The organism is Sorangium sp. So ce406 (assembly GCF_051474675.1).
Classification (GTDB): Bacteria; Myxococcota_A; Polyangia; order Polyangiales; family Polyangiaceae; genus Sorangium; species Sorangium cellulosum_G.
The window spans coordinates 7102231-7116704 of the sequence record NZ_CP150340.1 but is presented as its reverse complement, the minus strand read 5'-3'; the positions used below and the strand labels follow the sequence as shown (position 1 = coordinate 7116704).

The following is a 14474-nucleotide window of genomic DNA, read 5'->3' as shown; positions in this document are numbered from 1 at the left end:
CCTGTACCGCGACGCCATCACGCTTACCATGATGGATCGGCCTCATTTTTTGATGTATCGTCCAGACCGTGACCTCGGACGTTCGCGATCCGCTCGCAGACATGCTCGCGCTCTTGCGGCCCGAGGCAGTACTCGCCGCGGAGCTGCGCGCCCATGGTCGGTGGAGCCTCGCGTTCGACGGCTATCCTGGGGTGAAGTTCGGTGTCGTCGTCGAGGGAGAGTGCCTGATCGCCATTCGCGGACGCTCGGCCAAGAGGCTTCGCGCGGGCGACGTCTTCCTGCTTGGCGGCCCGCCGCCGTACATGATTGCCAGCGACATGGAGACTCCGAGCCGAAGCGCGAACGAGCTCTTTCGCAGCACCCAGAAGCGCGTCGTCCGACTCGGCGGCGGGCGAACGAAGCCGGTCGTGCATTTAGTCGGTGGGCGCTTCGCGCTGGACCCCGCGAACGCCCACCTGCTGGTCGAGGCGCTGCCAGCGTTGGCGCGCATCCCGGCGGACGAGGCGAGCTCGTTGCGCGGTGTGACGCGGCTGCTCATCGACGAGGTGCGCGCCGCGGAGCACGGTCGGGTGCGCGCGCTCGACCAGCTCGCGCAGCTGGTGCTGATCTACGCGCTGCGCTGGCTCGATTCCGAGGGCAACAGCCCCGCTCGCGTAGGTTGGCTCCGTGCGCTCGCCGATCCGCGCATCGGCGCCGCGCTGCGCCATATCCACACCAGCGTGGCGACGGGGACGCCGCTGGCCGATCTCGCGCGCGTGGCGGGCATGTCGCGCACAGCGTTCGCTGCGCGCTTCAAAGTGCTCGTCGGGCAGCCACCACTCGCTTACGCCATCCAGTGGAGGATGTCGCTCGCGAAAGACGCGTTACGGACGACCAATCGCGCCATCGGAGAGCTGGCATTTGAGCTGGGGTATGCGTCAGAGAGCGCGTTCAGTATGGCGTTTCGGCGCGAGGTCGGCTGCTCGCCGCGCGCCTATCGCGATGCAAGTCGTCAATCGAAGAACATCGAGACATGAGCGCCTATGGGCGTCGATTCCGCGGCCGCCGAACGAGGGTTTGCAGCTGAGCGGCTTCGCCGCCAGCTGAAACCCAACGCGTTAGACCGAGGCCAGACAGGACGCCCAAACTTGAGCAGCAGCGCTCTGGCTCGTGATAGGATCCGAGCATGGCACCGTCCGCCTCCCCGCCCGTCGTAAACATCTTCGATGCAACCGATCCGGTGTCTGAAGATGACGTGCGGGAACTCAAAGAGTTCCTTCACGGGAGCCTCACCGGCGATGAAGCCGCGCTACACAGACTGCTTGAGCGGCATCCGGCGCTTGTCGGGGTGCTCGGATTCAGCGAATTCGCGTCCGAGCAGCCCCTATACAAGCTGAACGAGAGCTACGAAACCATTCTAACGGATGCGCGGCAACGTGATCGCGCCGATTTGATCGCCGCCAAAAAGAGCATCATTCAACCGCCCTCTGGCGGCGGAGTCTATAAGTCCGCACACATCATCGAACTCAAGAGCGCCGCCATAAAAATATCCGAACGCGGCTACGGCTTGCGCTTATCGCCAGAAGCAAGACATGCCGTGGAGCAACTACGCGAGTAGAAGCACTGGCTTACGCGCGTGCCTGAAAACCGCGACCTGTTCCGTACACTGGGCTGGGACATCAGGGTGCCGCAGCAGTACTTGGTCATGGGCACCAGCGCCGAATTCGCTTCGAACCCGGGACACTTCGATGAGATCAAGGCGCGCCTGCAAGAGGACGGCGTTTGGCTCACAACGGTGGACGAGTTGCTGGGCATCGCGGACAGTCATGTGCGGACGCGGCGTCGCGTCCCTGATGTCACCGGCTGGGCAATCTCACCTCACGTGGTGCAAGGAAACGGATCGCTTAAGGTTCTCGTGCAGGTTGAGGACTTCGCCCTTCTTTATCCTACTTCTGTAGAGTTTGTTCGCTCGGCAGGACCAGGGCTTCCGAGCGATGTCGACTATTTTAGCTACGATCGCGGCATGAGACGAGCGGTGCTGGCGCACCTGCGCCGGGATTTTATGGGTCTATGTGCGTACTGCCGTACCCCAGATCGGCTCGCCGGTGGCATCGATGCGTTTAGCATCGAGACGTTTCGTCCGCGGGCGTTGTTCCCACAGCTCGCGTGGTCATACCAAAACCTGCTTTACGCATGTCGATCATGTAACGCGGCCAAGGCTGCCGGCTGGCCGGCACCGCGGGAAGAGCAAGCCGGCTATCGCTTCGTAGACCCTGTTGAACGGTTCCACGACCACTTCGAGGAAACAGACGAAGGTGTGTGGAGGCCCAGGACGCGAGCTGCGGAGTACACCATTGCCAATTTGAAGTTGAATCGAGAATCGCTCATGAAGACCAGGCGCCTCCTCCGTCAGTTGCAGGGCACCGGAGAGTAGCTTGGTAAACCAGCGGTCTAACAAGCCCATGCTGCTGGCCGCACTTCGTGCGGCAGCAGATGGGCAGATCGTTGGGCAGGCGGGGTTGTACAATGATTGGCTCCTCATAGAGGAGGCGGTCTGGCGCGAGAGCATCATCAAGGACATCGCCGTGCGCTCCAAGCTCCTCGATGGTCTCCGCGCCCGAGAGGCGAGCGGGGACGCGCCGCCGGCTTCGATGTACTGGAAGAGCTGAAGAAGCAGCATTCGACGCACCGCGTCGTCCTGATGTGCGGGTGCCCGAGCCGCGTTGGCTCGAAGGACCCCCGTCGTTCTTTACAACGACGGCCTGCGACGCGTGAGGGGGCCGGCTTAGCCTAAATTTCGCGCTGCGTCGGGCCGATCAGGCGCTGATTTGCCTTGTTCCGAAGGCTCTCGCGTGCATGAGCCCGCCATCTCTTCGTTCCTCACTCAACGGGTGAACTTGCGAAGCGAGCTCTTCCGTTCCGGACCCGCCGGGAAACGCCGCGCAGATGCGCGGTCGGCAGCGTCAGGCAACGCGAAACCTAGGCCTAGGGGAATGTCCGGGGCGCTCAAGCGATGCCTGATTGACCCGTGAGCTGAGCATGTGTACAGTCTCAGGAGTGACGCGGAAGACGACGAAACCAGCTCGACCGGATACAATCGACGGGCGCAAGGAACGGCTATGAGCACCATGTCTTCCATAGAGTGGACGGAGGCGACCTGGAATCCTGTTCGCGGCTGCTCGCGCCTCTCCCCTGGCTGCGAGCGCTGCTACGCGGAGCGGATGGCCCACCGCTTCAGCGGACCGGGCGCCGCGTACGAAGGACTGACGACGCTTACCAGGAAGGGCCCTCGGTGGACGGGCAAGCTCAAGCTCGTGCACGAAGCGGTCGAGGAACCGCTGTCGTGGCGCCGACCGCGGCTCGTCTTCGTGAACTCGATGAGCGACCTCTTCCACGAGGATGTGCCGATGGATTTCATCTCGTCCGTCTTCGAGACGATGAAGCTCGCGCATTGGCATACGTTCCAGGTTCTGACGAAACGCGCCGATCGTCTTGCGCGTATCGCGAACTATCTGCACTGGCCGGAGAACGTCTGGATGGGCGTGAGTGTCGAGTCGCGGAAGTACATGCCACGAATTGACCTACTGCGTACCATTCCGGCGCACGTTCGATTCCTCTCGCTGGAACCTCTGCTCGAAAGTCTTCCTGATCTCGACCTCCGAGGGATGAGCTGGGTCATCGTCGGTGGAGAGTCTGGACCTGGTGCACGCCCGATCGAACAAGAATGGGTGCGCGCGATCCGCGGCCAGTGCCAAGACGCCCGCGTCCCGTTCTTCTTCAAGCAGTGGGGTGGTGTAAAGAAGAAGGAAGCGGGTCGGTTACTCGATGGCAAGACCTATGACGAGATGCCGCCTCTTCGGAGCTCTACGGCAGCTTGAGGTAGTACTCGTCCGCGAGCGTCATCACGCCATTCTTCATCGGACGCTTACTAGCGACACCGACTCCATTCTTATTGATGACCACGATCTTCCCTTCTTTCTCCAGCTCTAACAGCGCGGCCTTGTACGCCTTCGAGCAGAGGCGGTTGTCCGATCGCTGCACTAATTCAACCGCGAAGTAGCTGACACGCTTCATGCCTGACTTGAGCTCGGCAAGGATCGACTGTCGGATGGACTCCCACTCCGGCGTGAAGAGCATCTTCATCGGCACCGAGCTGGCTTGCTCAAGCGCCAAGCCGCCTTTGCCTTCAGCGGTCTTGCCGACTCCCCACATCACGTCCTTCATGATGGCGAAGCCGAGGGGATGCTGCGCCGCGTGGATAAGGTAATGGCTCGTGACCCTGCGGTCCTCCTTCTCTACCCGGAAGGAGACCACGTACTTCGCTGGGGTCTGCGTTCGAAGTAGATCCTCGTAGAACATCATGATCGCCTGTTCGCGCTCGTCCGGGCTTGAGCAGGCCTCGACGCGGGCCAGGAGCTCCTTCGCGCGTGCCTCGCTACCGAGCAGTTTCGCAAGCGTCGGTCCCATCTTGTCCTTCAAGCCTAGGATCCGTCGGACGCCTTCGATGTTGAAGAACAGGAATACCTCGGCCTTTGCTTGGCTCTTAAGAACCCGAGCGATCACGTTGAAATCAACGCCGTCGACACCGCACGGGTCCACGAACACAAAGGCGGGGGCGATGCGGGCGTCAGCCTTCTCCAGCGAGTCGAGTTGCTGCGTCATCACTTCAGAGAATTCGCCGTTGCCCCATTGCGGCTCTCGAATTTCAGGGTGCTTGCTGTGGAAGTCCTTGAGGCTTCTCACAAGCTGATCGTAGAGCTTCTTGTCCTTCTCGATGAAGATCGTGGTCACCTTCTTGGCCAGCCCTGGGTGCGAGGCGATCTTTTCCAGTGCACGTAGTGGCGAACCAGAAACTGGGCCATTGGGGCCGTCATACGTCCCGCGCCCAGCGAACCCGTCGATGTAGACGAGGTTGTCGCCGCCCTGCCCCTTAAGGATGTTGAAGTACGCGTAAATGTACTTCTCGATAATCGTGTGCTTCGCGAGAGTCTGCGCGCGGTATTCTTCGAAGTGCTCACGATCACTCTTGCTGCTCATGCCGTTCCCTTATACAACGCCCGAACCGTTCGCGTGGGATGATCGCACGAACCCAAGCATTTCACCAGCGCGGATCGCGCGGGGCGTCCTTCGGCCTCCGTGTCCGTAGCAATGCGGCAGTCCGCGCTTCTGCGACCACGACTGCTCCCGAGTGCCGCATGGTGCTGCCCAACCAGGGCTTGCAGCCGGCGGCACTACGCGCCGCGGCTGAAGCCCAGGGCGTTCGGCGGGCAGGCGTGAGCCGAAGCAGTTATGGCTCCAGCGGAATACAGCCTCCCAGGCGTCTGCCCCTGGAAGGCTAAGGGAGAGTCGTTCTGCTGCCGCGAGGACGGGTGCCGGTGACGGCGCACGCCGCCCTCTGTCGTCTTCCTGGGCTGGCGCGTCTACCTCGGAGCGGTCGTCATCATCGCAAGCGCGCTCGCGCTGTTGCAGCGTAAGCTCCCGGTCCGTCCGGATGCAACCCAGGCTTCCGGTCTGAACTGTTACCCAGGCCACCGGTCCGTACCGACGGCGCTGGGGCTTATCCAGGAGGGCCAATGGGCTGCGCAGGACGGCCCAGGGGTATCGCAGCGTGTGCGCACGCGGTCACCCCACGCGGTGCAACCACCTTCCGGCGAGCGCCACCTCCTCTGCGGCCGCAAGCACGGTCTCCTCCCCTCCGGCGCGACGGAAGAGGCCGGCGAGCTGCGCCATGCTCGCCCATCCCTGGAAGACACCGGCCAGCGACGGAGTCCCCGAGGCGTCCAGCAGGCTCGCCGAAAGCAGCCGCGCCGCATCGGCGGGGCTTATCCAGGGGGCGGCCCCGCAGAGATCGCCGAGCGCGTCGGCGTCGTGGCCTCCTGCCTCGAAGGCAAGCACCGCACGCCGTGCCGCCTCGGCGCGCATCGATTCAGGGAGCGCCCCTGCAAGCCGCGCCAGCGCGCCAGTCCGCGCATAGCTCCCGGAGGGCTCGACGCAGCCCTCCGCGATTCGTAAAGCCGCTTCGTCCCCCAGGAGCGCGACCGAAGCGGAAGGGTGCTCCTTGACCCGATGGCACCGCTCCTCCGGGGCGAGCTCCTCGAAGAGTGCCCGCACCTCCTCCACCGGCCGCCGGCCCGGAGGGAGCGCCTCACCAAGGCGAAGCAACGCGTCCGCCCGGTAGCCTGCGCTGCTCCCCGCCCACCGCAGCACGAGCGCGCGCGCCTCGTCCTCTCGCCCGACCGAGACCAGGCGTGCACCGAGAGCATGCACCGGCCAGACCGGGACCTCCTCGAGCGCCCTCTCCAGGAGAGGCTCGGACAGGTAAGGCGTGACGGCCTCGGCTTCCTCCCTGGTCTCGAAGCACCAGGGCGCCCAGCGTCGTTCGATCTCCTGGACAGCACGAACTCTCGCCTCTGCCGGCAGCGCCGAGAGCAACCGGGCGAGGACGCGGATCCGCTGGGGCGCAGGCAGGGAACGCGAAGCCCGCTCCAGCGCGACGGCGGAAGCTTCGCTCACCCTCGGCCCAGGCACGAGCGTGGGCGGCGCCCCTCCCGCGCGCGCGATGGCCTCTGCCGCGACCTCCTGGGCTTCCTCTTCGGGGAGCAGGCCCGCCGCCGCGACGAGCCCCCAGACCGCATCCCCCTCATCCGACCGGCGCGCAGCTGCCAGCGCGAAACGCGCAACCCGGATGCGCCTCTCGCCCTCCGCCGCCTCCGCCACGGCGACCAGCGCCGAGGGGCTTGACCACCCCGCGCTCGTGTTCTCGGCGATCTCGAACGCTCGCTCGAGGACCCCGGCTCGGGCGGACGGCGAGACCTCCGCAGAGAGGGCGAGCAAGGACAGCGCGCGCGCCGCGTCGGCCTCAAGCCATGGAGTCACGAGGTCTGCGTCCGGGATCGCCCAGGGCTCCGCGTCTCCGATCAGCCGCCCCTGCTCGTCGTAGAGGAGGCGGGTGGAGCCCTTGGTCTCCAGCCGGCCCCCTTTCCCATAGCTGCGCTCCTCCGCCCCTTCGCCTCGCTCGTGAAGGTTTCCGGCGGAATCATAGCGGAAGAGCTCGATAGCAGAGGGCCGCTGATCCGAGCCGGCGGGTACTCAAGGCCTATGTCGAGTGCCTCTTCCGGACAGAGGACGTCGAGCGCTGGGCCGGGTGCTTCGTGGTTGCAGCGGACAACAAGATTCGCGTTCGGCGGCTCGGACCGAGCCGTTGATCTGACGCTCTTGGTCCAGCAGGCCAATGCTGCTGACGTGCGCCCTTCCTCGCTTCGGCCAGTTGCCCGCAGCAGATTGGCAAATCGTCAGGCACAGACAATGCTTTGCGAGGTTTCTTCGCCTGCCGCACAGGGGGTCCGCCTCCCAGCCGGCGTCGCTGGCCGCCCCCGTCCGCCATGGCGCCGCCACCCCCTGCGCTGGAGCTCTGCTCGCATTTCCCCGGCATTTCGTGCCGGCACGGGGCGTGCTCGAGACCGGGCGTCATGCCGACGCTCGAGCACAACGCCCTCGTCGAGATGTTCCGCGAGCACCCGGAGCTCGCGCCCCGCTTGCTCGCGACGCTCCTCCACGTCGAGGTGCCGCCGCACGCCTCGGTCGCGGTTGTCGAGTCGTCGCTCGACCAGCTCATTCCGGTGGAGTACCGCGCCGATCTGGTGCTGGAGCTTCGCGACGAGCGCGACGCGCTCGTGCTGGCGATCGTCCTCGAGGTGCAGCGCGACGTGGACCCGGACAAGAAGTACTCATGGCCGGCGTACGTCGCGGTCGTGCGCGCCAGGAAGCGCGTTGGCACGATCGTCGTCGTTGTCGCGCCGGACGCCGGCGTGGCTGCCTGGGCGGCGGAGACCATCGATCTCGGCCTGGGCCGCGGCCACGTCGCGCCGCTGGTGCTCGGTCCGGCGGTGGTCCCCGAGATCACCGACCCGGCCGACGCGGAGAAGGAGACGGAGCTCGCCGTGCTGTCGGCGGTGGCGCACGGCAACGGGCCAAGCGGGCTGACCGTGGTGAAGGCGGCGCTCGCGGGCCTCGGCCGGCTCGACCAGGCGCACGCGATGGTCTATTTTCAGGTCATCTGGAACGGGTTGCGTGAGCCGATGAGGCAGGCTCTGGAGGCACTGGTCATGGAACGGCAGATCGAAGGCGAGGCGACCATTCCCCCGTCGTTGCAAAGGCTCATCGATCGCGGCATCCGCGAGGGCGAGCTCAAGGGCATGCGTGAGGGCAAGCTCGAGGGCATGCGTGAGGGCAAGCTCGAGGGCAAGAGGGACACGCTGCTGCGGCTGCTTGCGCGTGCAGGGATCGCGCTCACCGAGGACGAGAGCGCGCGAATCCAGGCATGCACGGACGTCGCGACCCTCGACCGCTGGATCGAGAACGTCCTCGGGGCGAAGTCGGCCGCCGAAGTGCTCTCCTGACGGCGGCCGTGGCGGCCGCGCTGATCCAGAGCCTCGACGAGCCCGAGCCGTCGACCGAGGAGGTCGAGGCTGCGTGGGCCGAGGAGATCCAGCAACGCCTCGCCGGCGTCGACGCCGGGGTCGTCACGCCGGTCCCCTGGCCGGAAGCCCGGCGCTGCATCCTGGCGGCTTCAAACGGCCGTCGTGAAGCTCGTTGGGGTCCTGCCAGCCGCGCTCGCGGAAGCCGAGGCGGCTGCGCGCCGGCTTCCTTCCACCGACGCGGTTCGCTGGCCAAGCTCCACTCCAGCTATCCAGGAAACCGGCGCACCTCCACGGCGACGCCGTCCTCGCCCGCGACCGTCTTGCCCTCCTGGTCCCAGCTCATGCCGCCCTTGCCCGGCGACCCCAGCGTGATTGAGGAGAGTTCGATGGAGGGACCGTTCTTTGGTGAAGGCCAGTCCAGGGCATTCGAGGCACTGCGATCCTGGCATGAAGCGGGGCGCCCGTCGGCGTGCGTCGTCCATGGCCCCTCCGGCGCAGGGAAGAGCACGGTCGTCGAACGCTTCTTCCGCTCGATCATGGGTCCTGACACCCTGAAGCTCCTCGTCCACGCCGGACGCAGTTTTTGCGCGGCCTTCGAGGAGGAAGTGCTCGCGCGGCTCTCGGCTGGCCCATGGCCCGAAGGCACGGGATTCGACGAGTTTCACTTCGGTGTCCGCACGAGCCTCGTGAACCGCATCGCGAACTGGGACGGCGAGGACGGCCAGCCGCAGCTCTTGATGGGCCTGCTCGCGCCTGATGCCTGCGTGGACTGGCCGGACGACCCTCGCCGCTCGGTGCTGGACGAGCCAGGCCCCGGCGCGCGTGTGCTGGTGACGGTCTCCGGCGCGCGCGACGTTGCCGAGCGGTGGGCAGAGCGGCTCGGTCTCCGCGCCGCGGACGTGACGTATGTCTCGGTCGACGGATTCCGCCTGGAGGACGTCGAGCCATCTCTCCGCGACCATCTCGCCTGGGCGGCGGTTGACGGTCCAGGTCCACGCGCCCATGTGGACGCGATCGCGAGATCGCTCCGCGATCGCGGCGCGGCTCCGCTCGAAGAGCTCCTGACGACCCTCGCGTGCGCCTTCGCGCCGCTCGACGTGACCGAGCTGGCGCCGCTCCTCGGCGCGCACGTCGCCGAGGTGATCGGCTCTCTCGACACGCACCGCGAGGCCGTGGAGCCGGTTCTCCAGTGGTGTGAAGAGGGTCGCCAGATTCGCTTTCGTCATGAAACGCTGCGCGCCGCCTGGGTGGCCGCGCACCCGGAGCACGTCGCGCTCGCTGAGCAGCGGTTCGCCGAGGCTGCCCGGGCGCTCGTTCGCACCTGGGAGAGCGTCGACACAGGCGAGAGGGGCGCGATCACCTACCTCCGCCGGTACGCCGGCGATCACCTCGTCTCCGCCGGCGCGCCGCGCGCCGATCTCCTTCCGCTCGGTGCACCGCGGTGGGCATGGCCGCGCTCGCGCGAGGATCTCGCTGCGCGCCGGGCGGAGCTGGGGCGCGTGCGACGCTCGATGTCGGCGCCTCTTGGCGCCTCCGACGCCAGGGAGATCCCATCCGACGCGCTGTCGAGCTTCGTGCGGATCGCGCTCGCGCAGGGCGCGCTCGCGACGCTGCACCGCGCGTGGCCTCCTGAAGCCAACCGGGCTGACGAGGAGGCGTGGAACGACACGGAGCGGGCGCTCGTCGTCTCACTCTTCGCTCTCGCGGCGCGCGCCTCTCCCTCGCTGCGCGCGGACATCGAGGCGCCCGCGCTCGACGTCGTGAGGCGGACAGGCGCGGCATGGCGCGGTGATGGCTGGGAAGATGCGCTCGCATTGCTCACCGCGGCGCGCGCTGCGTCGGCCGACGAGGCGTCGACGTTCGCTCGGTGGGCGGTATCGGCCACGTGGCGCGCGGAAGGAGGGCCCGACAGCACCTTGAGCGCGTGGCTCACGGCGGCCGACTTCCTGCCGCGCGCCGAGGCGGAAGCGCTTGTCCAGCAAGCCATCCGGCGCGCGCTGTCGAGCGCGAAGCCGGGGCAGGCGCTCGCGCGGCTCGCCACGGCGAAAGGGATGGGGCGGAACCAGGCGCTCGCCCTCCTCGGCGCGGCGGCCCCTCTTCCACCGACGTCCCGCGCCAACGCGCTGGCGCCCCTCTTGCCAGTGCTGCCCGATGCCGAGCGGACCCTCGCTGTCTCGATGTCCTTCGATGCGTTTTTTGCCGACCACGACGAGGGCGCCGAGAGGCACGACGTCGGCGCGTGCACCGCGGCCCTGCTTCCCTTCCTCGGGCTGGCCGAGCTCTCCAGGCTGCTGGACGAGGCCCTCCCGCCCCCTTCCGCGATGGCCGTCCGGTTCGCCGAGCTCGGCGATCCGGAACGCGCGCTCGGCATCGTCCGAGAGCTCTGTGGCAGCGGGATCTTCGCCGCTCGTCCGCTGCTCTGCGCCGCAGCGACCGAGGGAGGCCGCTCCCTCGTGCAAGCGGCGCGCGACGCGGTGGCCTCGCTGGAGCCCCCGTGGGTCGCCGCGGGGCTCGTGTGTGATCACGCGGCCGAAGCGATCCAGGTGCTCGGGCTCGAGGCGGCGGTGGCGATCGCCGAAGGTGGCGGCGGAGGTGGCTCGGAAGCCGCGCGCATCATGGCCCTCGCGGCGCTCTGTCTCGCCGCCCCCGAGCCGTCGCGCCCCACGCTCGCGGCGCGCGCCGTCACTGCTTACCACGACGACGGGGGCACCGAGGCTCTGGAGAGCGTGGTGCGCTGCGCTCCCTGGATGTCGCTCGCGACGGCGGCAAGGCTGTTCGTCGTGAGCCTCGGGGACGCGGCGGAGGACGCCTCGCTCGTCTCGACCCTGAGCCGCTGGGGCGGCGTGGAGCAGCTCGCGCCCCTCATCGCGCGTATCGGCGGAGATGAAGCGCTCGCTGCCGCCGCGAGCGTTCTCTCCGAGGCGCTCCGGTGGAAATTGCGGGCAAACGCCGGATCGAAGGAATGCTCGACGTCCGGGGTCGCGCCCGCGGGACTCGACGATGGACGTTCCACGATGGAATGATGGCCGATTCGTAATTCCCGAGCCGCAGCGCGGTGATCGCGAGGTGCAACCGAGTGATGCGCTCGCGCACCCACGAGCACCGTGACGAGGCACACCGAAGGCGACAGGGACCCGCTTGGGGGCCGCAAGGAATGGCCTGGCCGGTCGCTGCGAGCCGCGCCGCAGGGGTCTCACGCTGATCGAGGACATCCTCAGCGACCACCCGACCCTGACCGCGGACGACGTGCGCGGTACTCAAGGTGTATATCGAGTGTCTCTTCCGGACAGAGGACGTCGAGCGCGCGCGCTGCGCCTCGGGAGAGAACGTCTTGTCGGCGAGCATGCGCGCGAGCTCGGGCGAGAGCTCGCGGAGGCGGGCCGCGAGAGCACGAGTCGGTCGCGCCGCGCAGGAGGCGCTCGGGCCGGGGGCTGAGAGAGGCGGTGTGCCGCGCATCGAATCGAGGGGGGCGGCGTGCCCGGCGCCGCGAGCAGCGGGCCGCGACGGTGAAGCGTGTGCGCACGCGGTCACCCCACGCGGTGCAACCACCTTCCGGCGAGCGCCACCTCCTCTGCGGCCGCAAGCACGGTCTCCTCCCCTCCGGCTCGACGGAAGAGGCCGGCGAGCTGCGCCACGCTCGCCCATCCCTGGAAGACACCGGCCAGCGACGGAGTCCCCGAGGCGTCCAGCAGGCTCGCCGAAAGCAGCCGCGCCGCATCGGCGGGGCTCATCCAGGGGGCGGCCCCGCAGAGATCGCCGAGCGCGTCGGCGTCGTGGCCTCCTGCCTCGAAGGCAAGCACCGCACGCCGTGCCGCCTCGGCGCGCATCGATTCAGGGAGCGCCCCTGCAAGCCGCGCCAGCGCGCCAGTCCGCGCATAGCTCCCGGAGGGCTCGACGCAGCCCTCCGCGATTCGTAAAGCCGCTTCGTCCCCCAGGAGCGCGACCGAAGCGGAAGGGTGCTCCTTGACCCGATGGCACCGCTCCTCCGGGGCGAGCTCCTCGAAGAGTGCCCGCACCTCCTCCACCGGCCGCCGGCCCGGAGGGAGCGCCTCACCAAGGCGAAGCAACGCGTCCGCCCGGTAGCCTGCGCTGCTCCCCGCCCACCGCAGCACGAGCGCGCGCGCCTCGTCCTCTCGCCCGACCGAGACCAGGCGTGCACCGAGAGCATGCACCGGCCAGACCGGGACCTCCTCCAGCGCCCTCGCCAGGAGAGGCTCGGACAGGTAAGGCGTCACGGCCTCGGCTTCCTCCCTGGTCTCGAAGCACCAGGGCGCCCAGAGTCGTTCGATCTCCTGGACAGCACGAGCTCTCGCCTCTGCCGGCAGCGCGGAGAGCAACCGGGCGAGGACGCGGATCCGCTGGGGCGCAGGCAGGGAACGCGAAGCCCGCTCCAGCGCGACGGCGGAAGCTTCGCTCACCCTCGGCCCAGACACGAGCGCGGGCGGCGCCCCTCCCGCGCGCGCGATGGCCTCTGCCGCGACCTCCTGGGCTTCCTCTTCGGGGAGCAGGCCCGCCGCCGCGACGAGCCCCCAGACCGCATCCCCCTCATCCGACTGGCGCGCAGCTGCCAGCGCGAAGCGCGCAACCCGGATGCGCCTCTCGCCCTCCGCCGCCTCCGCCACGGCGACCAGCGCCGAGGGGCTTGACCACCCCGCGCCCGTGTTCTCGGCGATCTCGAACGCTCGCTCGAGGACCCCGGCTCGGGCGGACGGCGAGACCTCCGCAGAGAGGGCGAGCAAGGACAGCGCGCGCGCCGCGTCCGCCTCGAGCCATGGAGTCACGAGGTCTGCGTCCGGGGTCGCCCAGGGCTCCGCGTCTCCCAGCGTCGCCGCCGCGCCCTGCGCCGCCGCACAGCGGACGAGCGCTGCGGCGAGGGAGGGAGGCATGGAGCCGCAGCGCTCCACCTCCTCTCCGATACGATCGCGCAGGCGGCGGAGATCGAGGAGGGCATCGGCGAGCGCCTCGGCAGAGGCAGCCGCTACCCAGCCCGGCTCGGCAAAGGCGAGCATCGAGGCGACGGGAGCGCCGCCGAGCGCGAGGTGCGCGCTCGCATGACGGCGGAAGTAGGCCGGCCGGCGGCGGGAGGTCTCCGCGGTACATCGCGCGATCGCGCCCCGGAAGCGCGCCTCGATCGCCTCGTCGCGACCGGCGCTCCGCTGCGCCCACGCGACCCGCAGCGCCTCATGCTGGAACCTCAGCGCGCGCGCCGGCCCATCCCAGCGCAGGATCCGATCGAGGAACGGCACGTACACTTGCAGGAGACCGCGCGCGGTAAAGTCGTCAAGCTCCAGGAGCTCCGCGACATCCTCTGCATCGAGCGGCGAGAGCGCGCGCGCCAGCAGGGAGAGCACCTCCAGCGCGACCTCTCCTCCGTCGAGGCGCCGGAGCTCACGCTCGACCTCCGCGGCGAGCGCCTCCGGTCCGCCGTCTCCCCCTGCCGCCGCCCAGCTCGGAATGCCTCGGCTCTCCGCCGCCGCGGGGGAAGGTGGTGCAACCTCGACGAGGAGCGCATCCGCGTCCCCCCATCCGAGGCGCTCCCTCCAGGCGTGCGCTTCGCCCTCTCCGCCCGAGATGGAGACCAGACATCGGACCCGCTGTCCTAGCTCCCGGAGCGTCGAACCCCGAGCGTCGCGAGGCCAGTCGACGCACTCGTCGAGACCATCGAGCACGAGGAGCACCTCGGGCTCGTCCTCGTCCTGGCCATTGGCCAGCCTGTTCCGGAGCTCGGAGCGCAGCTTCAGGACGTCCCGCGGAGGGTGCAGCACGTCCTCGCCGAGCTGCTCCAGGAGCGACGCGAGGATCTCCTGCTCGAAGACGAAGGCGCTCGCCCGTCCTACCTGCACCGCGGCGACACAACCCCGCGTGCGCTCGACCGCCTCGTCAACGAGCCGGGTACACAGCGCCGTCTTGCCGGCTCCCGGAGGGCCGTGCAGCACGCACGCGGGGCCCGGAGCAGCGCGCCATCGCTCGAGCGCTTCACGGGCGCGCTCTTCCCCCTCGGTCCACGAGATGGGCGCGGGAGCTCTTTCCTTTTCCTTTTGATGCATGCGCACCTCGGCGTGGGGCGTTCGCCTC

At 68.3% G+C, this 14474-nt stretch carries 11 protein-coding genes and 1 pseudogene; 8 read left to right on the top strand and 4 right to left on the bottom strand.

Going from position 1 to position 14474, the window contains the following annotated elements:
* Window positions 1–68: 68 nt before the first annotated feature.
* The 5 genes from WME96_RS26260 to WME96_RS26240 all read left to right on the top strand — a co-directional run bounded on the left by WME96_RS26260 (window position 69) and on the right by WME96_RS26240 (window position 3857).
* On the top strand, window positions 69–1016 hold the full coding sequence (locus tag WME96_RS26260; protein ID WP_437284335.1) for an AraC family transcriptional regulator: 948 nt from the start codon (window positions 69–71) through the stop codon (window positions 1014–1016).
* 149 nt (window positions 1017–1165) lie between these two features.
* Window positions 1166–1597, top strand: a complete 432-nt coding sequence (locus tag WME96_RS26255; RefSeq protein ID WP_437284334.1) for a hypothetical protein — start codon at window positions 1166–1168, stop codon at window positions 1595–1597.
* A gap of 18 nt (window positions 1598–1615) precedes the next feature.
* Window positions 1616–2413, top strand: a complete 798-nt coding sequence (locus tag WME96_RS26250; protein WP_437284333.1) for a hypothetical protein — start codon at window positions 1616–1618, stop codon at window positions 2411–2413.
* Window positions 2414–2441: 28 nt separating this feature from the next.
* A complete protein-coding gene (locus WME96_RS26245) occupies window positions 2442–2648 on the top strand; it encodes a hypothetical protein (RefSeq protein ID WP_437284332.1) in 207 nt (68 codons plus the stop codon).
* 450 nt (window positions 2649–3098) lie between these two features.
* Entirely contained in the window at window positions 3099–3857 is a 759-nt protein-coding gene (locus WME96_RS26240; RefSeq protein ID WP_437284331.1) for a DUF5131 family protein, read from the top strand.
* On the opposite strand, the gene WME96_RS26235 is transcribed toward WME96_RS26240, so the two are convergent.
* The gene (locus tag WME96_RS26235) at window positions 3844–5016 is read right to left on the bottom strand and encodes a three-Cys-motif partner protein TcmP (RefSeq protein WP_437284330.1); all 1173 of its coding nucleotides are present in this window, start codon (window positions 5014–5016) and stop codon (window positions 3844–3846) included. The two genes, WME96_RS26240 and WME96_RS26235, sit on opposite strands and share 14 nt — an antisense overlap.
* Before the next feature lie 585 nt (window positions 5017–5601).
* Window positions 5602–6855: a hypothetical protein gene (locus tag WME96_RS26230; RefSeq protein ID WP_437284329.1), complete on the bottom strand. Its 1254-nt coding sequence runs from the start codon at window positions 6853–6855 to the stop codon at window positions 5602–5604.
* A 593-nt stretch (window positions 6856–7448) separates the two neighbouring features.
* Here WME96_RS26230 and WME96_RS26225 point away from each other — a divergent pair.
* Both WME96_RS26225 and WME96_RS26220 read left to right on the top strand, forming a co-directional pair.
* Window positions 7449–8378, top strand: a complete 930-nt coding sequence (locus WME96_RS26225; protein ID WP_437284328.1) for a hypothetical protein — start codon at window positions 7449–7451, stop codon at window positions 8376–8378.
* Window positions 8300–8512 (top strand): annotated as a pseudogene (locus WME96_RS26220) (addiction module protein); the annotation flags it as partial. The gene WME96_RS26225 and the pseudogene WME96_RS26220, both read left to right, overlap by 79 nt.
* A 152-nt stretch (window positions 8513–8664) precedes the next feature.
* On the opposite strand, the gene WME96_RS26215 reads toward WME96_RS26220, so the two are convergent.
* Window positions 8665–8937: a hypothetical protein gene (locus WME96_RS26215; RefSeq protein WP_437292356.1), complete on the bottom strand. Its 273-nt coding sequence runs from the start codon at window positions 8935–8937 to the stop codon at window positions 8665–8667.
* Here WME96_RS26215 and WME96_RS26210 point away from each other — a divergent pair.
* The gene (locus WME96_RS26210; protein ID WP_437292441.1) at window positions 8936–11422 is read left to right on the top strand and encodes a hypothetical protein; all 2487 of its coding nucleotides are present in this window, start codon (window positions 8936–8938) and stop codon (window positions 11420–11422) included. The two genes, WME96_RS26215 and WME96_RS26210, sit on opposite strands and share 2 nt — an antisense overlap.
* Before the next feature lie 504 nt (window positions 11423–11926).
* Here the strand turns inward: WME96_RS26210 and WME96_RS26205 are convergent.
* On the bottom strand, window positions 11927–14446 hold the full coding sequence (locus WME96_RS26205; protein WP_437284327.1) for an AAA family ATPase: 2520 nt from the start codon (window positions 14444–14446) through the stop codon (window positions 11927–11929).
* Between the last annotated feature and the right edge of the window lie 28 nt (window positions 14447–14474).